This window comes from Butyricimonas sp. DFI.6.44, assembly GCF_022132345.1.
Lineage (GTDB): Bacteria > Bacteroidota > Bacteroidia > Bacteroidales > Marinifilaceae > Butyricimonas > Butyricimonas muris.
The window spans coordinates 46,660-69,055 of record NZ_JAKNJD010000021.1; the positions used below are offsets into that span (position 1 = coordinate 46,660).

Genomic DNA, 22,396 nt, shown 5'->3' on the forward strand with positions numbered 1-22,396 from the left:
TTAATTTTATCGATTATCATTATTTTTTTCTCTTGAAACATAAATATTTTCCCGTCTTATCACAGAAAACACAGTCTGTAACATAATCTTCAAGTCTAACTTAAAAGAAACATGATCTACGTAGTATAAATCATATCTAAATTTATCTTCTTGAGAAATAGAATTTCTAAAATAAGCTTGGGCATATCCCGTAATACCCGGTTTCACATCATATCGTTTTCTTCTTTCGACTTCAACCTCATCAAATGATTTCGTCGCTAAAGTAGGCCTCGGTCCGACAAAACTCATATCCCCAATTAAGACATTCAACAATTGTGGTATTTCGTCAATAGAAGTCTTCCGCATAAACCGACCTATTGGTGTCACTCTAGGATCATCCTGTCCATTGAATGTAGATCCATCAGCGTTCCTTACATCCGGAGAATTAACATACATTGAACGAAACTTATACATTTTGAAAGGTATTCCTTTACGTCCCCTTCTTAATCCACTATAGAATATTGGGCCTGGAGCTGAGATAAGAATAAATGGAGTCATTATGACTATTACAAATAGTACAAATGGCAAAACTATCAACGCAAGAATAAAATCTATTCCTCGTTTTATATATCGTTCATACATACCTAAAATTTAATTCAACTACAAAATACACTAATCATATTTCAAAATAAAATTCAAACTAACAACAATCGCCTGTGTAATTTACGAACGTTCCCATTTATTATTAAATACACGCCAAACATCGTCAAATCGCTCAACCTTCCTACGTTTATCAACAGGCATCGCTTTACGTTTAGCCGCTAAATCATCAAATTCACCGATACGCTTAATGGGTACTCCAGCATAAATGCCTCCTCCTGCCACTTTTCCTCGAACAAGACTACCAGCACCTATTATCACATTATCTTCTATTTTTGTATCGGGAAGAATTATACTTCTACTTCCTATAAAAACATTACTTCCTATTTCTATAGCACCAAGGTTCAAATTACCCCCCCCCGTTAATATTTTTTAACATATAATGAATAACATCATGATTAACGAACAATACTTCTGACGCAATCACTACATTATCATGCAATTTTATAAGTTTTGCTTCTGGAGGAACATTTCTAGGTTGCCAAAAACAATTCTCACCTATTAAGGCAAAAATATTTTTCTGTTTCAGATACCTTGCCCTTTGAAACCCATTTTTCAGCAAAGAGATTCGAACTATATGATACAATCTTTTCATATGTCATATCTTATTTCATTTTAAACATTCCTTCACACACTCGATCACATAATCCACATCTTCGTCCGATAAACAGGTATGAAGCGGCAACGTCACTACATTTTTAAATTGCTCATAAGCATTCGGATAGTCCTCTATTTTAAATCCAAGTTTCTGATATCCGGTGTGCATAGGTAACGGCTTATAGTGCACATTGGTAGCAACTCCTAATTCTGCCATTCTCTCTATAAATTTGTTCCGTTGTTCGGTATCTTTACCGTCCAGATTTATAACGTATAAATGCCCGGAAGACATCCTATCTGATGTATAATGTGTCAGCACTGTAACTGGTAAACCTGCTAATCCTTTATTATAACGGTCTATGATTTCTCTTCGGCGGGACAAAATCCCATCATATCTTCTTATTTGCCCTAAACCTATGCCGGCACAAACATCTGTCATATTACATTTATACCATGGCCCAATGATATCATATTCCCACGCACCTAACTTCGTTTTTGCAAATGCGTCTTTACTCTGACCGTGAAGGCTCAATAACATGTATTGGTGATATAACTCATTATTATCTATCCCTTCAATATCTCTCCATGTAACCGCACCACCTTCCGCCGTTGTCAAGTTTTTCACAGCATGAAACGAGAAATTCGTGAAATCCGCAACAGAACCTATTGGGAGTTGTTTATATGAAGCCCCGAAAGAATGCGCCCCATCAGCCATAACGATAACTCGATTCAATGCTTTTTGAATCAAGTTATCACTTGGCTGGAATAAATTCTTTTTCCGTTCTACTATATCAAAAATTGTATCATAGTCACAGGGGATACCGAACAAATCCACTGGAATTATAGCTTTTGTTCTCTCGGTTATAGCAGCTTCTAATCTCTCATAATCCATCGTGAACTTCTCGGGCTCACAATCTATCATGACCAATCTTGCCCCCACATGCTCGACCACACTTGCCGTAGCTGTATAAGTGTAGGCAGGAACTATTACCTCATCACCAGCTCCTACACCTAATATGCGTAAAGTCATCTCTGCACATGCCGTATTTGAGTTCAAACAAACGGCTTTTTGGGTACGACAACGTTCCGCAACAAGTTGTTCTAATTTTTTTGTTTTAGACCCGGTAGTAATCCAACCGGACTTCAAGGCCTCAACGACCTCATTGATCTCTATCTCTGTTATATCAGGAGGACTAAACAGTATATTTCTCATGACTCTTTGTAATTTCTAAAATTTTCTTATTACTTCTTTTGAGACTCATAACCATACCCGTAGCCATAACCATAGCCATAATGTTTTCCATAGCCATAACCGTATTTCTTACCATAACCGTAGCCATAGGTGTTCTTGCGCTTGCTTAAGTCAATTCCGTTGATCACAACCGCCAACTTATCGAATTTATGCTCGTCCTTAAGAACATTGATGTAACAGAAAGCGGCTTTCGGGGTCACGTCCGCACGGCAAACATAAACGCACATATCGGCTACACGGCTTATTATAGCCGTATCTGTTACCATTCCAATCGGAGCCGTATCTAATAACACGTAATCATAACGAGCTTTCAATTGTTCTATCGCCTTCTCTAATGCATCACGGGCTACCAACTCCGTCGGGTTCGGGGGAATTGTTCCACCTAAAAGAATATCCACGTTCGGGTGAATGCCGGAGGACCGCACGAGCCCGAAAAGATCGGTATCTTCCGGATTCATCAAGTAATTCGAGATTCCTTCCCTCTTGATCGACAGCCCGAACACTTTGTTCAAGCCGGGCTTGCGGATGTCCATACCAACTACTATCACTTTCTTTCCCAAAAAAGCCAAGCTGACAGCAAGATTTCCGGTCACAAAAGATTTTCCCTCGCCGGGCTGCGTAGAGGAGAAAAGTATGACCTTCTGGTTTTTCTGTAGCATAAAGAGCAGATTGGTTCGCAATCCCCGGAAGGTCTCCTCCATCATGTCGTTCTTATTCTCGCGTACCACGATAGCACCTTTATCTGATGACTTATGAGGGCTTAACGGTAATTCTCCCAGAATAGGAACATTCGTCAATTGCTCTACATCACCCCGGTTCTCAATCTTATATTTCAATAATTCCACGATAAAGATGATTCCCACCGGAACAATCATGCCGACCACCAAAGCTGCCAATAAAAAAACGAGCTTCCTCGGGGCTACCGGCTCCTTGCCGGGTAAGGGCTCCTCTACAATACGACCATTATTAGCCGTGGATGCCAACGTGATCGCATTCTCTTCCCGCTTCTGCAACAGCATGATATATAGAGTTGCCTTGATTTCTTGTTGGCGGGAAATCGTCATAAACTCTTTCTCCTGCTTGGGCGTGTCGCTGATCCGGCTCTCGAATTTACTCGCTTGACGCTCTATATCTTTTTGGGCAATTTGCAATCCTTGCAAAACACTATTCACTGTTGTTTCCACGCTACGCCTCATCGCCTCGATTCCCGTATTCATGTTTATCACCGCCGGGTTAGTTTCCGAAGAGGTACGCAACAAACGTTTACGCTCGACGATCATCGTGTTGTATTGCTCAATCACCCTAGCCAGATTTTGATCTTGCAATCCCACGTTTGCAGGAATGACCTCTTCTTGGTTGACCGGATCGTTGATATAGGTACGCAGATATTGAACCAAACGGATTTGCGTGGCGTTCTCCACACGTTGTTGCTCATACTTGGAACTCTCTTGCAAAGCCAAACGGGCATCATTTGTCAAATCAGTCAGACCGGACCGTTGCTTGAAATCCGCAAGCTCGCTCTCCGCCGCACCCAACTCATGGTTAATGATACCGATGCGTTCCTCGATAAACTCGGCGGTTTTCTGGGCTACCTCATTTTTCTCGTCGTTCGCGTCTTGATTATAAAACGCCACCAAACGGTTAACAAAATCCACTCCCCGTTCCTTCACCGTATTCTTCACGCTGATCTTTGCAATGGTCGTGGTCTGGGAAGAGGCACTCACACTCAAATCTTTCATATACTCCTCAGCGGTCTCTATCGGAGTGTTTATAGTCGCACGTAAAGCGATTTCCTCTTCTTCCATACACGAGGTATCACCTCGCGTAAAGCTTAAAACGCCCACGGGTGTCGGCAACACCGCTGGCAATTGGTCAAATGCCTGCACCATCTCTTGATCTTCTCCGTCTTGCACATATTCAGCCTTAACAGACAATTTCCCTGCTTTCGTAAAGGCGAGTTCCAACTTTATCGGTTCCTCCAGTTTAGCAGCTTCTTCCGGTGTCATATAAATCCGCACCGGAGTGTTCTTATAAAGAGGAATCGCGTAACCGAACGCTCGCTTTTTCGCTACACGAATATTTAAATTCAAGTCATTCACGACTTTTTTTATCAAAGTACGGGATTTCAAGATCTCCACCTCGTTATCAAAATTATTTGTCATGGAAAACATGCCCAAATCTTGAATAGCCGCTAATGGATTGTTACCCGAACCACTTCGCTTATCCTCCTCCTTTATCAACACGGAACTGGAAATATTATACACAGGCGTTTGATAACGCAGAAACAGGTAAGTAGCGATACAACATATCAATATACTAGCAACAAACCAACGCCAATAAAAAAGGTATTTGAATAAAAGAGCGAGAAAATCAATCTCTTGTTCCTCATTCTCCAAGCTCCTATTACTATTTATCTGTTCGTCTACCATCTCTCCTAATTTTCAATTCTCAATTTTCAATTATTTAAGTATGTTCACTAATAAACCGGCGATAGATACCAGAATCGATATCGAACTCACCCAAAGGGTCGTGCTGTTACCGATATCGGAGTTCTTTGCCTTTGTTTTGTTCGGGGTCACGTAAATAATATCGTTCTGCTTCAAGTAATAATACGGGGAAGTCACGATTCCGGCATTGTTTAAATTCAGGTTGATGATCTTACGCTTGCCGTTCACATCCTCACGGATTAGCTTCACGTTATCGCGAACACCATAGATCGTCATATCACCTGCCATAGCCAAAGCCTCCAGCACGTTCACCTTCTCGTTGCCGATCGTGAAGCTACCCGGACGGGCTACCTCACCCAATACCGAGATCTTGTAATTAGCCATACGAACCGTAACGATCGGGGATTCCTTCAAATAAGGTTTCAAACGCTCGCGAATCAAATCCTCGGCCTCGTTCTTTGTAAGACCACCCACCGCCAAGCGACCGATAACAGGGAAATCGATCTCGCCCTTGTTATTCACCAAGTATTGCTGCATGGTCGGTTGCGTAGTCGTACTGATATTTGTCAAAGCCGCATTGAGCGGAGTCTGCACCGTCAAGTTGAACGGAGTCGCGGCCTTCGGGTCTGTCGTATTGACCGTGATACACAACAAGTCTTTCGGCATGATCTTCGCGTCATACAAAGGAAGTGTCTCCTTAAAATCGTTCACAGCCTCTGGATTCTTGAGGTAAGGTACATTCTTGTAAGAGGTGCAACTCGCTACCAACAGAGGTAAAGCCAATAAAAGTAGTAATCTTTTGATTTTCATATTATTTTGTTATCATTTTTATTTCATTGAACACAGATGACGCGGATTTAACGAAACAAACGAGAGAAAAGACCTTTCGATTTCTTCGGTTCGTATTCCGACTCGTATTCGCGCATCAAATCCTCATAGGAAAGTTTTTTGCTCACCATCTCGTAGATCATGCCCCAATCCGGGAGACCGCCAAGATTACGATCATCAATAAAGATGTCTACTTTCAATTTGCGGGAGAAATGGTTGTTTTGCTCTTTCTCCTCCTCCGGATAATCGCGGTTCACGGCGTAGAACTCCAAGCCGCGATCACGGCAGAAGGCAACAGCCTCATCCAAAAGCTTGCCCTCGCGTACACTCCATAAGATTAACTTATGGTGTTCCGATTGTAACTTTTTTAATGTCTCGATGGCGAAAGGAAGCTCCTTACCGATTGCCGGATATTTATGCTCGACGATCGTACCGTCGAAATCCACAGCTATTATCATCTCTTAATTTTTCAATTTTCAACTCTCGTCTATTTCACATCCAACCTCTCGTACTCCGAATTATTCGACTTAAACTCCGGCACTACCCGTTTCATCAGCCGCACCGTATCCTCCACCTTTACCGCCAAGGCCAATTCTGCCAACTTATCGTAAACCTTCAGGATATCGTTCCGCTTGTATTCACGCACCCGCGCTACCCGAATTTTGGCATGTCCCGTCGGGAGGGTATTCTCCTCGTTACTCAACACTTCCTCATACAGTTTCTCCCCGGGACGCAACCCGATAAACTTGATTTTAATATCTTCACCCGGAATATACCCGGCTAATCGAATCATCCTTTCCGCCAAGTCTACGATTTTCACCGGTTCACCCATATCAAAAACGAAGATCTGGTTCCCCGCACTCATGACCGCCGCCTCCATCACCAGCCGACAAGCTTCGGGGATCGTCATAAAGTAACGGGTTATTCTCGGGTCTGTCACCGTTACCGGACCGCCTTGCTCAATTTGTTTCCTGAAATACGGGATCACGCTACCGTTACTCCCCAGCACATTCCCGAAACGAGTGGTCACGAAACGTGTCTTCCCCTCTACCTCTCCCCGTTCCATCGCCAACCCTAAACTCTGCACATAGATTTCAGCCAATCGCTTCGAGGCTCCCATCACGTTCGTCGGGTTCACCGCCTTGTCCGTCGAAATCATTACCATCATTTCCACCCCGTACTCCACGCAAAAGTCCGCTACCAACCTCGACCCAATCACATTCACCCGCACCGCCTCGCAGGGATTCTCCTCCATCAAAGGAACATGCTTGTAAGCCGCGGCATGGAAAACCACCGCCGGACGATACTTTTCAAAAGCCATTCGCAAACGTTCCTTCTGACGGACATCCCCGATAAAAGGGCTAAACTTCAAACCCGGAAAATTCCTTTCCAGTTCCATGCGGAACTCGTGCATCGGGGTTTCCGCGTTATCAAACAGGATCAAATGCCCCACACCCAAAATCGTCAATTGGCGGCACAACTCGCTACCGATACTGCCCGCCGCTCCTGTGACCATCACCACCTTGCCGGCAAAATTTTCAGCACACTCCCGCGTGTTTATCTTGATCTCTTCACGCCCCAGTAAATCCTCAACCCGTATTTCACGAACGATAGTCTTCTTCAATCCATCGCCCAGCACGTCAACCGGAGGCGTCACTAAATTTTTCAATCCACAATCCGAACAAAAACGCACCAAACGATCCGCCTCCCGACGAGCCTCCTCGTGCGAGGGATACAACAACGCGTTAATGTTATATTTCTTCACGAAACGGGAAAAATTTTCCTCGTCCTCGAAATAACAAACCGGCAAATCGGATATCACGCAGGACTTCAAGTACCTCTCCGGGTTCACGAACCCCACTACTTGATAGTGTTTACTCGTGTACATCCGCTTCTTGAGTGCAACACTTTTATCCCCGCTCCCGTAAACCAATACACGGCTTTTACCCGAAACATCCCGTGAAATCGCATAATCGTAAACCAGTACCAGCGTTACGCGAAAACCGCTTAAAACTACTGTTGTCACGAGAAAATCAAGCAAGCAAAAAGCAAAAAGATGATGGCCGAACAAGCACCAACCGGACAAAAAAAGCACTCCTCCTAAAAGAATATCGCTCAAAAGTATGGCGAAACACAATCTCCCCATACTTTTCATTGACGCGTGACGGATGATGTTCTTACTCGTTCCCGAGAGCCAAAAAACTAAAAAAGTCGTCACCCCTCCCGCGAACAGTACCGTGGCATAAGCCGACCAAGACAGATCCGCGATAAAACTATCAATAAAAAAAAGCGACACAAGCGAACTAGTAAGCGACAAATAAACATCCGCCAAAAGAATCACCTTATAACTCACGTATCTTTTCCTTTCAACCAAGTACTTGGATACCTCGTTTATCAAATTTTCCATTTATAAAATGATAAGGCTTCTTATTCTCTAAAAGTTTAAAGAAGCGTCCCCTCCGGTATTAATAGCTTGATCCGGCCTATGAAGTACCGTCGAGGGAGACGCTGTTACCGGGGGTTGCGTTACCCGGTATATCTCTCGTTGCAAACGGCGAACTCCCGCTTTGCAAGTATATTAAACACTTTTACTGTAACATCAAAATCATTCTCCCGCGATTGCAGGAATCGTTTAACAATCTCCTCCTCCTCTTGCCTCACGGTGACAACCAAACGCGCACGCTCTTCCCCGAATCGCACGTGTTCTTCCAACGGCAACTCCATCGCACCTACAACGTCATCATACAAACAAATAGCATCCCACCAAGATAACAACATTCCACGGTTTCCGCCCCGCATATACCCCAACACCTCTGTTACCAATCGTCCGGCAAGTTCTCCACATTCCTCGTCCCCGGCAAAATAGTAACAATTGCACAATAAACGACAAACATTCGGAGTACGGCAAGGCAACGCGATCTTACCATTCCCCCGTGCCGCAAAAATCCGGTACGCCGCATCCAAACCGTTTCTCAAGTAACCCAAATCCGAGTACACCTGATAGACATCCATCATGTCCGCCGCGTAACCGGCACGGGTATCGATGGGGACATCCTCGTTTCTCAATTGCCTCGGGAACAAGTGAACGATCGATTTCGCTCGCTCGTGAATATCACCGGGGGTGCCGAAATCATTCTCCAACCACGGGTATACCCGTACCATAGAATACACCGTCAGGTAACCGTGTAACAAGCCCGACAACTGCCCCGGGGGATATGACCGAACGTCAAGCTCCTCCAAGCGCTTGTACAAATCGTGAAATAAACCTTTTTCCATTTGTATTTTTTGATTTACGATTTTAGATTTATGATTTTAATTATACTCGTTGGCACTTTCTTAAATCATAAATCGTAATTCATAATTCATAAATCTTAAATTAATCCTTTTGTTTTACTCTATTCTTTCCAGAAAAGAACCCGGGATGTAAGACGTGGCGATTGACACCACACCCTCCAAACGAATCACCACCCGCTTGTGTCCCCTCAGGCGCACCAGTTCTCCCACCAGCCCCTGCAAGGGTCCCTTGATAACCCGAACCCGATCACCTCGCTTGAGGTCTTTATTCAATATCTCGATACCATCAGGAGAGAAATCCAGCAGGAACATGAAATCTTCCATCTGCTTGTCGGGAACGATCAAGGAACGACGTCCTTCTAAATCTTTCAAGTAAACGATATTCAGTGAATGCTCGTTAATTAAGGAGAAACTCGTCACCTTATCCGTACGGATAAAAATCATACCGTGAATCAGAAGTACTCGAATGGTCTTCCGCCCAAGCGGCGTATCCCGCACCTGTTCCTCTAACGGGAGAAAATTCTCGATTCCCAATTCATCCAATTTCTTCTTGATCAGTAATTCTTGATTCACCCGCGTGTAAGCGACATACCAGTGTATTTTTTTCTCCTCGATCATGTAATTGTTTATTCTATCAGCAGACCGGACACGCTTCGCGCACTAACCCTATTACCGGTCCTGATTTATTGCCATGTGTTCCACACACCCCACTTAAACAGTGATATTTATTATAGATGCACGAAAGCTGTTTCACTAAACAATATTTTATATCAAAAAACCATCGTTTAATGACACGGTCAAAAAAAGCACTTATGAATAATCGACAAAAAACTAAATATCTAATTGAGAGAACCAAAAAACTAATCAAAAAAGTTTGCGGAAAATAAAAATGATGTATATTTGCAACGCATTAAACGATCATTTATTAATTCATAAATAAATTAACGAAAGAACAAATTATCAAATAGATACAATAACTTCTTGTAAACATTTGAATGTTCATTGCATAATCGTTGCCTAACCACAAAAATCTTGTATATACACACCATGAACGTAGCATAAACGCAAATTTACGTCTATGCTACGTTCATGATACGTCCATGATACGTTCATGAGGTTAGGCAAGAGTTAAGAACAGATTGCCCAACCATAAAACAAATATAGATATTCTTTCAGGCTTATTCCTTCACCGAATCTTGACGATACACCCGAATGACTCCTTGAATCCGTTTCAAACGGGAAATCAACTGCGCCAGATGATCCGTGTCACTTACCAACACGGTGATTTGCCCGTCAAACAACCCTTCACTCGAATTGATAGACAAGCCGCGCAAACTGATCTTCGGGTCTTTCGAGATCACCTCGGTAATTTTAGTTACCATCCCGGCATCCTCCCGTCCCACGATACTCAAAACGGTCTGATAGGACGTTGAGCCCGCCTTTGTCCACGCCGCCTGCACGATGCGGTAAGGATAACGGCGTTGCAGGTCGAGGGCGTTCTTGCACTCTGCCCGATGAATCTTGATACCCTGCCCGATGGAAACGAAACCGATAATATCGTCACCGAACACGGGGTTGCAACACTGCGCGAACTTGTAGACCACGTTATCCACGTTCCGGTCGATTAACAACACATCCTCGCTAATCGGGCGGGTGGGCATCACCTGCACTTCCTCCCGGGGAGTGGTCGCAGCCCGTTCTTCCTCTTTCGGCTTGGTAATAAATTCCTTGATTCCCGCCATATCAAGTTTCTCCTCGGCAATGGCTTGATAGAGATCAATAGCGAACTTATATTTATAATGTTGTTGCAGGCGGTGGATTACCTCGTCGGTCAACTCCAACTTCCAGTTTTTAAAACGGCGAGCCAGCATCTCCTTTCCCAGCGTCGCTTGTGCGCGGGAATGTTCGGTCAGAAACTGCCGGATTTTATTACGGGCTTTCGAGGTAATCGCTATATTCAACCAATCGGCACTCGGCTGCTGATTATTCGAGGTAAGAATAGCAACTTGATCGCCGTTCTTCAACACGTAACGCAGCGTCTCGTTCCGCTGGTTCACCTTCCCCCCCACGCAACGGGAACCCACTCCCGTGTGTATCGCGTAGGCGAAGTCCAACAAAGTAGCCCCTGCCGGCAACGTCTTCAAATCCCCAGCCGGGGTGAACACGTGTACTTCCTTATCCTGCAAATTAATCTTGATATCGTCGAGCATATCGACAGCACCGACATCGGAACTCTCCAGTATCTCGCGCAACTCGGTCAGCCACTCTTCAATCGCCTTGTCCGAAGAACCGCCTTTGTATTTCCAGTGGGCGGCAAATCCCTTTTCCGCCACTTCATCCATGCGTTCCGTGCGAATCTGCACCTCCACCCAACGATTCTTCGGTCCCAGCACGGTCGTCTGCAACGATTCGTACCCGTTGGATTTCGGCACAGAAATCCAATCCCGCAAACGTTGCGGGTTGGGCGTGTACTTGTCCGCCACGATAGAATAGGCTCGCCAACAATCCGCCTTCTCCTCCGCCCCGCTACTCTCCAAGATAAAGCGCACGGCAAAAATATCGTATATTTCCTCGAACTCCACCTGTTTCTTCCGCATCTTGTTCAGGATCGAGGCAATGGTCTTCGTCCGCCACTTCACCTTGAACTTGACCCCGCGGTTATTGAACTCCTCGACAATCGGGGCGATAAACTCGTTAATATACTTCTCGCGTGCCTCCCGGCTGCCTTCCAGTTTCAAGGAAATCTCCTTGTACACCTCCGGTTCGCTATAACGCAAGGCTCGATCCTCCATCTCCGATTTGATATTATACAATCCCAACCGGTGAGCGAACGGGATATAGATATAACTTGTTTCGCGAGCCAATTCCCGCTGTTGCTCGGGACGCAAACCGTCGGCATGACGCAAGTCATACAGTTTCTCTGCCAAAAAGATCAACTGCACCCGCACATCCTCGGCAAAACTTAGCAGTAACTTCCGGAAATTATCGGAATCCACCACCCGATGAGTGGCATAAATACGGCTGATATCATGCAATCCGGACAGGATTTGTGCCACCTTGTCACCAAAAACGGCTTTCACCTGTTCAATCTTTAATCCCCCGGACTCCACCACCCGCCGCAACACCAGACAGATAATCGAAGTACGTCCCAGTCCGATCTCGGACGTGATAATCATCCCAATATCCATCAAGCGGACGAGTTCCTCCTCCGTCACTCCTTTCACGTTCACCTCGCTGCTCATAGCGGTGTCGAATGCCTTACGTACCAACCGTACATCCTCGGCAGAAACAAGATTTTTACAAGATTTTAATAACGCTCTGTATTTTCTTTGGATTATCGTATAAGTTATAGATTCTGACATGGCAGGGTTAATTTAGCAATTTCAAACTTCTTTATTCTTATCAAAAAGAATGCCGCTTTCGAACCTTCGGCTCTTTGGTCTGTAAAGTTTATAAGGTTTATAAAGTTTATAAAGTCCGAAATATCCTTTAGATAATCATATCGGCAACACACGTTGCCGTGAACAAAGCGCCCCGCAGGGGTCTATAAACCTTATAAACTTTATAAACTTTATAAACTTACTTTCCCCTTAACGGCGTTACCACAATATTATACTTGGAACTATAATGAATCAAATACAATCCCCGGTTCTCCAACCCGCCGAAATCACTTATCGGACGGAAACGGAAGCGGGTAAACATCCCGTCATCCTCCCTGTTACGCAGCGTGTTCAGCGTGTTCGTTCTCTCTCTCTCCACCAGCGGGATAAAATACATGGCCATATCGAATGCCCGGTTTGCAATATTATTCGGTTCGGAATGAAAATACTCCCTGTGCTTCGCGGAAAACGCTTGGGCATCCTCGTTCTGGTAATCCACGTAACTATTCATCATCACCTTCACGTTCAACTTGTAGAACATTTCCTCATCAATAGAAGTGAACTTCAACCACTCCGGGAAACCGATCACGGTAATACGGTAATGATCACTCAAGGCGGATAACACGGGCAATACACGACTCGCAGCCGCCTCGTTGACTGTCGGGAAAAGGATGATATTCTCCACGTCCGGTCGCAACATCCGGCGTACGGAATCCAAGTGCATTCGCGGGTGCCACTGGTAATCGAGCATCGGCTCGCCAATCTCACCCTGCATACGGGCACGCACGAGTGCCGGCAAACGATTCACCTCCCCGGCACGGGCATTACCGTCCGGAATGATATGAATCAAATGAGCTCCATGAGCGTTAGCGGCAACCCAATCCGCCATTTCCTCCACCAGCGAAGACGTGGAAATATTCATCTGTACAAAATTCGGAAAGCGGGACAATTCCCCACTTCTCGCCGAGAGGGGATAAATCATGGGGATCACCCTGTTTTGGAGCTGCTCGGCAACTAACTTATACGTGTTCGCGTAAACGGGACCCACGATCAAATCGGGCGATAACCCGTTCAACTCCCCGATCACCGCCTGTGTGGCGTTAGCGTCACGCTCCGTATCATAGACATGTATATCAATCGTGTAGCCTTGTCGTTTCAAACTATCCGCCGCCATTAAAAATCCTTCATAAAATTGCAGGAACTGGGTAGACTTATCACTCAAACGCCACCTTTCATTACGAATATTCACCCCCGTCGTGTCCACCGGAATCTCCTCCGGTGTAAATGGCAACTTATTATCTTTCACAGACAAAGGTAACAAAAGAGCCACTTTCACGTGCCGACGCTCGTAATTCCGCTCCGGAATCACGTAAGTGGTATCACCTACCACCTGTTGCATCATCCCCTCCAAGGAATCGCGTGCCGGAGGGTAGAGAGCAACGTGTTTCTCCTCCTCTTGTTTCTGCCGTGCCGCCTCCTGTTCCTGACGATCGAGCCAGCGTAATTCGGCTTCCAACACGCCCCGGTCAATCTGACGCAACGGCAGGCGCACCACAGCCCCTTCGGCTATCGGTCGGCTCACATCGTACTCCGGGTTCTCCTTCAATATCCGTTTCAACTTGATCCCGAATTTCTTGGAAAGAGAATACAACGTCTCCTTCGGACGCATCTTATGATAGTAATACTTGTCGTCCACCCGTTTAAAAGGCTCCACGTGAGGTATCTGCAACACCTCGCCCACGGAGAGGGCGTTATCTTTCTTCCCGTTCAAGGCTTTCACCTCGTCGACCGCCACCCCATAAGCCTTACAAATAGAAAAAAGCGTCTGTTTGGGTTGAACCGTGTGCAGATAAAAAGATTTTCCACCAATCACGATCAATTCCTTTGACTTCTCTATCTTGACTTCTTGCGCGTTAATATATCCTGAAACGCATACCAACAGGAGTAAAAATGCAAATCTTACCATCTTTTGAATACTTATTTTCCGAGCAAAAATAGTAAAATAGTAGTGATAATTGAAAAATCTCTCTTATTTTTGCAGGATAAAGGTAGTAAACGTTTCGCGATTTACTCTACGGAACCGCAAACTTTATAAACCTTATAAACTTTATAAACTTTATAAACCGCATGAGTTTCTTCAAAAAAGGACATATTATCGTTTTACTCGTCAACCTTGTCGTGGCGGCAATCTTGTTGTTCGTGATCGGGTATATCGTGCTGAAACAACTGGATAAATACACGAACCACGGTTATTACATCGCCGTACCGGAATTGCGGGGACTCACCCCGACAGAGGCTGCCCCGTTCGCCAAAGAAAAGAAATTACAAATCGTTGTCGTGGATTCGATTTACGACAACAACGCGAAACCGGGCACGGTAGTGGAGCAATTCCCTGCCCCGAACTCCCGTGTAAAAAACAACCGTGCGATACAACTGACGATCAACGCCAACGCTCCGGAGAAAGTGATATTCCCCAATTTGCGGAACACCGCGTTCCGGCAGTCGTTACAGCGCTTGCGCAACCTCGGTCTGAACATCGGCAGAATCGAATATGCCCCGTCGAATTACAGGAATCTCGTGCTTGACTTCAAGTATAAAGGAACCGTGTTGCAACCCGACACGATTCTCCAGAAAGGAGAAACCGTGGATATCGTGCTGGGTAACGGCAATACCCCCAACAATCAAGTAGCCATACCCTATCTGCTCGGCAAAACGCTCGCCGAAGCAAGAAACATCACGTTATACGCTTTTCTGAATATCGGAGAGATCATCCCCGACAACACCGTGAGAACGGAAGCCGACCGGATGACGGCAATCATATACCAGCAAGAACCCGAGGCGGAAGAAAACATGACCATGCAAATGGGGGGAGACATAAAACTCTACCTCACGAAAGACGCACAAAAAATAACGGCACTGGACTCCCTGTCCATCGAGGAGCAATTACCATGATAGAAGAAGAATTAGAAGAGCTTGAAGAATTAAGCGAGGACGAACCGGAGCAGGAACAGGAAAGTTACGAACATTTCCGTCTGGAAGTCGATCCCGGACAGAATTTATTGCGCATCGACCGTTTTCTGGTAGACCGTCTGCCAAACGTGTCACGTACCAAGATACAAGAGGCGGCAGAAGCCCAATGCGTACAGGTAAACGGCAAACCCGTGAAATCAAATTACCGGGTGAAGCCGAAAGACCTCGTGACCTTGATGTTGCCTCACCCGAAACGGGAAATCCGTGTTATCCCGGAAGATATACCGCTCCGCATCGTTTACGAGGACGATTACCTGCTGGTTATCAACAAAGAGCCGGGCATGGTGGTACATCCCTCGTACGGGCATTACACGGGCACTCTCGTGAACGCCCTCGCGTGGCACTTGAAAGGCAACCCTCTATTCAAGGAAAACGATCCCCGACCGGGACTGGTACACCGGATAGACAAGGATACCTCCGGTTTGCTTGTCATCGCGAAGACGGAAGAAGCCAAAACCAAATTGGCGTCCCAATTCTTTCACAAGACATCGAGCAGGAAATATGTCGCCGTGTGCTGGGGTAATCTGGACGAGGAAACCGGAACGATCATCGGTAATATCGGCAGGAGCATCTCCAACCGGAAAGTGATGGGCGTCTTCCCCGAGGGCAGCGACTACGGCAAGCATGCCGTCACCCACTACCGCGTACTGGAACGCCTTGGCTACGTGAATGTAGTCGAGTGCGTGCTGGAAACCGGACGTACCCACCAGATTCGGGCACATTTTAAATCAATCAAACATCCCCTGTTCAATGATCCCGAATACGGCGGCAACGAGATACTGAAAGGAACCACATTCACGAAATACAAACAATTCGTGCAAAACTGTTTCACCACCTGTCCCCGTCAAGCCTTACACGCCAAAACTCTCGGCTTCGAGCATCCCGCCACCGGCGAATGGATGGACTTCAACTCGGAAGTCCCGCGAGATATGCAACAGCTTATCGAGAAATGGCGCAATTACGTGGCGAACAGAGAAATTGAGGAGAATCAATAAATCCAGTTTCCGATATTGCGCTCCGCGGCATTGAAATCAACGCCGACCTTCACGAGTTCCCGACCATCAACAGCGTAAGGCAGGAGATAACCTTTATCATCAATCTGTTGCAAAGCCTGTTCGGCAGAACCGTCAAGTTTGAACTCGAACACGTATATGTACTTGGGTGTTTTTACCACTGCATCCGCCCGTCCCCGGGCACTGCGCACCTCGGCTTCCGTGAATTGTCCCATTAACTTGAAGACGAGGTAAAACACGACTTGATAATGACGCTCGGTGCGGGTATTCAACTCGTAAGGGAAATCGGCAAAGAATGCCCGCAACCGTTTCATGAAGGCATCGACATTGCCTTCTTCCAATTCTGCTACAAATTTGCCGATGTAAAACCCCCGTTCCCCCTCTGACAAAGAAGTATAAAATGGGACGAGAAAATCTATAAAACCATACTTTACTTCTTCATTCGGGAAAGCCAGCAAATAATTATTAAAACGACTGTTATAATCCTTGATCGTCAGGTAACCGCTCTGAAAGATCAGGGGAATCGGGTTGTCGGCATTCACCCGGTACTCGGTGAAAGAAGAAGCCGGGGCTTCCACGCCGTCCAGCAACTCGCGCAAGTCATAATCACTCTTCTTCAACAACTCCACTAGAAAGGTCGGCGTTCCGGTCTGGAACCAATAGCTGCCGAACTCTTGCTTGTAGAACGTGTTCAGCACGCTGAACGGGTTGAACATTCCCTCTCCCCTCGGGTGAAAATGATAGCCGTCGTACAGCGCCGTCATTTTCGTCAATATATCATCGGTTGTCACGCCGTTGATGGCTGCCAATTGAGTTATTTCCGGCTGGAAGTTTTCTTTCAATTCTTCAAGAGTGATACCGCAAAGCGTGGCATAATTATAGTCCATGCTAATATCATTCAACTGGTTGAGATCGCTGAACACGCTGATTTGCGAAAACTTCGTCACCCCGGTGAGGAACACAAAACGCAGGTAACGGTCGGCACTCTTGAGTACACCATAGAAAGCTTTCAACGAGTCACGGTAATTCGCGAGCAAAGCATCATCTCTCCCGAGCGCCTGCAGAAGCGGCTTGTCATACTCGTCAATAAGCACGACAACTTCACGACCGGATTGCTCGTAAGCACGACGGATAACCTCGAAAAAACGTCCTGACGGGGTTGTTTCTCCCTCGTCTTTTCCCCAGCGGGCTTCCCACATCTTCAAGTACCTATCGAGGATAGAATACAATCCTTCCGGCCTGTCATACTTCTCGGCATTCAAGTCAAGATGAAACACGGGATGCACGTTCCACTCCTTCTCCATTCCCTCTATCGCTAACCCTTCGAACAAATCTTTCCGCCCGGAAAAATAAGCCTCGAAGGTCGAGAGCAACAAACTTTTCCCAAAACGTCGCGGACGACTGAAGAAGTAGGGTTTTCCTGTGTTGGCTATCCGCCACACGAGTGCAGTCTTGTCTACATACAAATAATTAGCCGTACGAATGTTCTCGAATGTCTGTATCCCGATCGGGAGCTTTCTGGTTACCAGCATTTCCATAGTAATCTCATTTTAGATATACAGGCAAAGATAGTCTATTAAGCCCAATATGACAAAAAAAAAGTTCATAAAGTAAAGAGCAATACCCATTTATATAACCGGACAAGAAGAAATAAAGAAGAGATAAAGATGAAGACAGGCAACACGCTTCTTTCATTTTCTGATCAAAGACGTTTCAAAGACGTTCGTGAACGTCTTTGAAACGTCTTTGTATCGAAGGTGTAACGTCTTTGATCCCTTATTACCCCCTTATCTCTTCTTTATTTCACGAGGATATCCCCGGATTCTCCCGTGCCAAAAGTACAACAGGAATCCCCTCCCGGCATCACGGGAAGTATATGGATATCAGACGTTAAAGCGGAAATTCATCATATCACCATCCTGCACCACGTAATCTTTCCCCTCGACGGACATTTTTCCGGCTTCCTTGCACTTTGCCTCTGAACCGAGTGCAACGAAATCATCATATTTAATTACCTCCGCGCGGATAAACCCTTTCTCGAAATCGGTATGTATAATTCCGGCGGTTTGCGGGGCTTTCATACCGTTCTTGAACGTCCACGCCCGCACCTCTTTCACTCCTGCCGTGAAATAGGTTCTCAGATTCAACAATTTATAAGCCGTACGGATTAACTTGTTCACTCCCGCCTCGTCCAGTCCCAAGTCTTCCAAGAAAAGTTGCTTTTCCTCGTAGGTTTCCAGCTCGGCAATATCCGCCTCGATAGCGGCACCGATCACCAGTACCTCTGCCCCCTCGTCTTTCACCGCCTCACGCACCATATCCACGTATTTATTGCCCTTCACCACGGAAGCCTCGTCCACGTTACAAACGTACAATATCGGTTTATTCGTCAGCAACATCAACTCTCTCGCCACCTCTTGTTGCAAATCGTTCAACTGCACGGAACGGGCAGATTTCCCCTGCACCAAGGCATCTTTATAAAGATGCAACACCTCCACCAATCGTTTGGCTTTGGCATCGCCTCCCGTCTGCGCTTTTTTCTCCTCTTTCGCCAAACGGTTTTCCACCGTTTCCAAGTCTTTCAATTGCAATTCCGTGTCAATCGTTTCCTTATCCCGAATGGGATCTACCTTACCGTCCACGTGCACGATATTATCATCGTCAAAACAACGCAACACGTGAATGATAGCATCCGTTTCCCGGATATTGGATAAAAATTTGTTACCTAACCCTTCGCCCTTACTGGCTCCTTTCACCAACCCGGCAATATCCACGATCTCCACCACGGCAGGCACCACGTTTTGAGGTTGCACCAACTCAACCAGCTTATTCAGCCGTTCGTCCGGCACCGTGATTACTCCCACGTTCGGCTCGATCGTGCAAAAGGGAAAATTCGCCGATTGCGCCTTGGCATTACTCAAGCAATTAAATAGTGTCGACTTTCCCACGTTTGGCAAACCGACTATTCCACACTGTAAACCCATAGTCTATATTTGTATCCTTATTATCAATCTATTATATAACACGTTCTTACTCCAAAAAATTTGAGCCTGCAAAGATAATCAATTTTCGGGTTAATACCTACCTCCGCTCTGTTTCTCCTTTGCAAATCGAATAAAAAATACTATATTTGTGATATAAACAGAAATTACCATGGGCATAGATTACTTAAAAGAGCGTTACGTGAACCCCTACACCGACTTCGGTTTCAAACGGTTGTTCGGGAACGAGATCAGTAAAGATTTATTGATCAGTTTCCTCAATGCCTTGTTGCACGAGGAACAACACATCGTGGATATTACTTATTTACGAAATGAACACTTGGGAGTTCTGGAAAAAGACAGGAAAGCCGTGTTCGATGTTTACTGCGAAAACGACAAGGGTGAGAAGTTCATCGTCGAGATGCAAAAAGCCGAACAACAATTCTTCAAGGATAGGAGCGTTTTCTATTCCACTTTCCCCATCCGGGAACAAGCCCTACGCGGAGAATGGGACTACAAGTTGAAAGCCGTCTATACCATAGGTATACTGAACTTCGTTTTCGACGAAAACCGGGAAGACGAGAATTATTATCATCACGAGATCAAATTAATGGACATCAACAAAAAGGAAGTGTTCTACGACAAACTCACGTTCATTTACCTCGAGATGCCAAAATTCACGAAAACGGAAACAGAATTGGAAACCTTGTTTGACAAGTGGATGTACGTGCTCAAAAATCTACCCCGGTTAATGGAACGCCCTGTTGCACTACAAGAACGTATCTTCGAACGGGTTTTTCGTGTAGCCGAGATCGCTAAATTCAACAAAAACGAACTGGTGGAATACGAGGAAAGCTTGAAAGTTTTCCGGGATTTAAATAATGTAATCAATACCGCCGAACAAAAAGGAGAAACCCGGGGAGAGGCACGAGGGAGAGCGGAAGGAAGAGCGGAAGGCGAGAGGAAAAAAGCCCTTGACATCGCCCGCAACTTAAAATCCAGCGGTTTGCCCGTTGAGGACATAGCGAAATTTACCGGCTTAACGTTAAAGGAGATTTCCAATCTTTAATAATTTGATGCGTCTACATCGGATCAAAATGTAGACCATCAATCTTTGAACTGTTCTAAAGCCATCTCGCAAATACAAATATTGACTTGTAGAAAGGTCAGAAAAAGAAATTGGTTTTCCGAGGTTTCATCTTCCCAATCCCAATCCGCAATCTCCGGTCGGTCAAGGTATTTCTCTGCTTTTTGAATACCTAGTCTGTCTATCACGCTTTGTGGCGCACAAGCTTTAAGTTGCATTATTAAAGAAACCAAATAAGCTATTTCACTTTTGTAGTAATCCATCGTGAATAAAGATTTTAAATTGATAAAGAGGACAAAATCTAAATTGCTTCAATATCAATGAAAGTCCTTGCCCGAATTTTTGGCTTAATCTTCTTTTTTCCGTTACTTTGCATAAGATTGATTTTATGGCAAAGAAGGGAAGAATTAAGAGAGTATTTAACAATCAACCGTTGTAAAATACAACCCGATAGTTGTAAAATAAAATAGATTTGTATCTTTACAATCTGCAATTTTGTTAATAATTTTATACTTTAAATATGGATACCAATACGATCACTATGCCGAAAGCACACCAAGGGAAGAATATCAAACGATACAGGGATATTCTCGGAATAAAACAGGAAACACTTGCTTTAGAATTAAACATGACTCAGCAAGCTGTATCGAAATTGGAACAGAAGGAAGAAATTGACGATGAAACTTTGAATAAAGTTGCAGAAATTCTGAAGATTCCGGTAGAAGCTATAAAAAACTTGACCGACGAAGCAGCAGTTAATATAATTGCGAACACTTTTCATGATGAAGCTGCAGCACTTAATCATTTTCAATGTACTTTTAACCCTATAGATAAAGTTGTAGAACTTTACGAACGTATGTTGAAAGCCGAACAAGAAAAAGTAAAATTATTACAAGAAGCACTACAAGAGAAGAAATAACACCCAAAACACTCCCTCTACTTCCCTTGTGCAGTATTCCGGCGAGGATGTGTTAAAAGTCTTTTCTTCTAAAAACTCCCTCCCCCCTTCGGGGTACTCCCTCTATAAACAGAGGGAGAGCTGAATTACTTACCGTTTTCGGTAAGAGTCACCAGCTCCTCCTCTGTTTATAGAGGAAACCAGCGAGTAAGCGAGGGCAGAAAGAGAGCTTGCTCTCGGTTTGCCGAGCGGGAGCTGGTTCGAGACCGGTTTCCGGGCTCACTTGGATGCGAAGCAGACGGAGGAGTTTGTAGAAGAAATTGCCCCCCCTTTATTGAAATACAATCTTGCCTCGTGAATCTTTTCATTTTCAATTGTTATTCCTACCTTTGTGTAGATGCGAAACAGTATAACATGGACGTGAACCTAATGAGACCCCCCCCCGTGGGGATACAGACATTCGAGAAAATACGAAGAGAGAACTTCTTGTACGTTGACAAAACGGCGTTAATGTGGCAAATCGCGGCAAAGAGCGCCCCTTGCTTCTTGAGCCGCCCGCGGCGTTTCGGGAAAAGCCTTTTATTGTCAACGTTCGAGGCATATTTCGAGGGGAAAAGAGAGTTATTCGAAGGACTAGCGGCAGAACAACTGGAAAACGAGTGGAACGTGCATCCCGTGCTACATCTCGACTTGAATGCAGAGAAATACGACCGACCGGAAGCGTTAGACGCTATGCTAAGTAACCACCTAACACAGTGGGAATCCGTGCATGGGAAAGGAGAGGATGAAACGACTCTTTCCCGTCGTTTCGCCGGAGTAATCCGCCGGGCATGCGAACATACGGGACGAGGGGTGGTCGTGCTCGTCGACGAATACGACAAGCCTCTCTTGCAGACTCTAGGAAATATGCCGTTGCTGGAATATTACCGCGATACGCTGAAAGCGTTTTA

General features: G+C 45.3%; 20 protein-coding genes. 5 read left to right on the forward strand and 15 right to left on the reverse strand.

The window, feature by feature from the left end; all coding sequences use genetic code 11:
* Window positions 1-6 precede the first annotated feature (6 nt).
* From L0M98_RS21595 to L0M98_RS21650, 12 genes are all read right to left on the reverse strand, one after another.
* Complete coding sequence (locus L0M98_RS21595) at window positions 7-621, reverse strand: sugar transferase (protein WP_227217777.1); 615 nt, start codon at window positions 619-621, stop codon at window positions 7-9.
* An 81-nt stretch (window positions 622-702) separates the two neighbouring features.
* The gene (locus L0M98_RS21600; RefSeq protein ID WP_227217778.1) at window positions 703-987 is read right to left on the reverse strand and encodes an acyltransferase; all 285 of its coding nucleotides are present in this window, start codon (window positions 985-987) and stop codon (window positions 703-705) included.
* 1 nt (window position 988) lies between these two features.
* The gene (locus L0M98_RS21605; RefSeq protein ID WP_227217779.1) at window positions 989-1,234 is read right to left on the reverse strand and encodes a hypothetical protein; all 246 of its coding nucleotides are present in this window, start codon (window positions 1,232-1,234) and stop codon (window positions 989-991) included.
* 15 nt (window positions 1,235-1,249) lie between these two features.
* The gene (locus tag L0M98_RS21610; protein ID WP_227217780.1) at window positions 1,250-2,449 is read right to left on the reverse strand and encodes a DegT/DnrJ/EryC1/StrS family aminotransferase; all 1,200 of its coding nucleotides are present in this window, start codon (window positions 2,447-2,449) and stop codon (window positions 1,250-1,252) included.
* Between the two features lie 29 nt (window positions 2,450-2,478).
* Entirely contained in the window at window positions 2,479-4,917 is a 2,439-nt protein-coding gene (locus L0M98_RS21615) for a GumC family protein (protein ID WP_227217781.1), read from the reverse strand.
* Between the two features lie 30 nt (window positions 4,918-4,947).
* Window positions 4,948-5,745, reverse strand: a complete 798-nt coding sequence (locus L0M98_RS21620) for a polysaccharide biosynthesis/export family protein (RefSeq protein WP_186976425.1) — start codon at window positions 5,743-5,745, stop codon at window positions 4,948-4,950.
* A 47-nt stretch (window positions 5,746-5,792) separates the two neighbouring features.
* On the reverse strand, window positions 5,793-6,221 hold the full coding sequence (locus tag L0M98_RS21625) for a BT0820 family HAD-type phosphatase (protein ID WP_099293435.1): 429 nt from the start codon (window positions 6,219-6,221) through the stop codon (window positions 5,793-5,795).
* 29 nt (window positions 6,222-6,250) lie between these two features.
* The gene (locus tag L0M98_RS21630; protein WP_186976421.1) at window positions 6,251-8,170 is read right to left on the reverse strand and encodes a polysaccharide biosynthesis protein; all 1,920 of its coding nucleotides are present in this window, start codon (window positions 8,168-8,170) and stop codon (window positions 6,251-6,253) included.
* Window positions 8,171-8,289: 119 nt separating this feature from the next.
* The gene (locus L0M98_RS21635) at window positions 8,290-9,039 is read right to left on the reverse strand and encodes a hypothetical protein (RefSeq protein WP_227217782.1); all 750 of its coding nucleotides are present in this window, start codon (window positions 9,037-9,039) and stop codon (window positions 8,290-8,292) included.
* A 114-nt stretch (window positions 9,040-9,153) separates the two neighbouring features.
* Complete coding sequence (locus L0M98_RS21640; protein ID WP_227217783.1) at window positions 9,154-9,675, reverse strand: UpxY family transcription antiterminator; 522 nt, start codon at window positions 9,673-9,675, stop codon at window positions 9,154-9,156.
* A 560-nt stretch (window positions 9,676-10,235) separates the two neighbouring features.
* On the reverse strand, window positions 10,236-12,419 hold the full coding sequence (locus L0M98_RS21645) for a RelA/SpoT family protein (RefSeq protein WP_227217784.1): 2,184 nt from the start codon (window positions 12,417-12,419) through the stop codon (window positions 10,236-10,238).
* A 217-nt stretch (window positions 12,420-12,636) separates the two neighbouring features.
* Window positions 12,637-14,403 carry a LysM peptidoglycan-binding domain-containing protein gene (locus tag L0M98_RS21650; RefSeq protein WP_227217785.1) on the reverse strand — a complete coding sequence of 589 codons (1,767 nt, stop codon included), beginning with the start codon at window positions 14,401-14,403 and terminating at the stop codon, window positions 12,637-12,639.
* Between the two features lie 161 nt (window positions 14,404-14,564).
* Between L0M98_RS21650 and L0M98_RS21655 the strand changes: the two genes are divergently transcribed.
* Together L0M98_RS21655 and L0M98_RS21660 are read left to right on the forward strand one after the other, a co-directional pair.
* Window positions 14,565-15,389 carry a PASTA domain-containing protein gene (locus L0M98_RS21655; protein WP_099293447.1) on the forward strand — a complete coding sequence of 275 codons (825 nt, stop codon included), beginning with the start codon at window positions 14,565-14,567 and terminating at the stop codon, window positions 15,387-15,389.
* Window positions 15,386-16,462 (forward strand): RluA family pseudouridine synthase, encoded by a 1,077-nt coding sequence (locus L0M98_RS21660; protein WP_099293449.1) that lies wholly within the window; start codon window positions 15,386-15,388, stop codon window positions 16,460-16,462. The genes L0M98_RS21655 and L0M98_RS21660 overlap by 4 nt, the downstream gene beginning before the upstream one ends.
* On the opposite strand, the gene L0M98_RS21665 is transcribed toward L0M98_RS21660, so the two are convergent.
* Window positions 16,456-18,012: an ATP-binding protein gene (locus L0M98_RS21665; RefSeq protein WP_227217789.1), complete on the reverse strand. Its 1,557-nt coding sequence runs from the start codon at window positions 18,010-18,012 to the stop codon at window positions 16,456-16,458. The genes L0M98_RS21660 and L0M98_RS21665 overlap by 7 nt on opposite strands.
* A 351-nt stretch (window positions 18,013-18,363) precedes the next feature.
* On the reverse strand, window positions 18,364-19,464 hold the full coding sequence (gene ychF / locus L0M98_RS21670; protein WP_099293453.1) for a redox-regulated ATPase YchF: 1,101 nt from the start codon (window positions 19,462-19,464) through the stop codon (window positions 18,364-18,366).
* A gap of 169 nt (window positions 19,465-19,633) precedes the next feature.
* Here ychF and L0M98_RS21675 point away from each other — a divergent pair, with 169 nt between their 5' ends.
* On the forward strand, window positions 19,634-20,530 hold the full coding sequence (locus L0M98_RS21675) for an Rpn family recombination-promoting nuclease/putative transposase (protein ID WP_227217786.1): 897 nt from the start codon (window positions 19,634-19,636) through the stop codon (window positions 20,528-20,530).
* A gap of 38 nt (window positions 20,531-20,568) precedes the next feature.
* On the opposite strand, the gene L0M98_RS21680 is transcribed toward L0M98_RS21675, so the two are convergent.
* Window positions 20,569-20,811 (reverse strand): hypothetical protein, encoded by a 243-nt coding sequence (locus L0M98_RS21680; protein WP_099293457.1) that lies wholly within the window; start codon window positions 20,809-20,811, stop codon window positions 20,569-20,571.
* A 257-nt stretch (window positions 20,812-21,068) separates the two neighbouring features.
* Here L0M98_RS21680 and L0M98_RS21685 point away from each other — a divergent pair, with 257 nt between their 5' ends.
* Entirely contained in the window at window positions 21,069-21,467 is a 399-nt protein-coding gene (locus tag L0M98_RS21685; RefSeq protein ID WP_227217787.1) for a helix-turn-helix domain-containing protein, read from the forward strand.
* Window positions 21,468-21,860: 393 nt separating this feature from the next.
* A partial coding sequence (locus L0M98_RS21690) for an AAA family ATPase (protein WP_227217788.1) occupies window positions 21,861-22,396 on the forward strand: 536 nt, incomplete at its 3' end.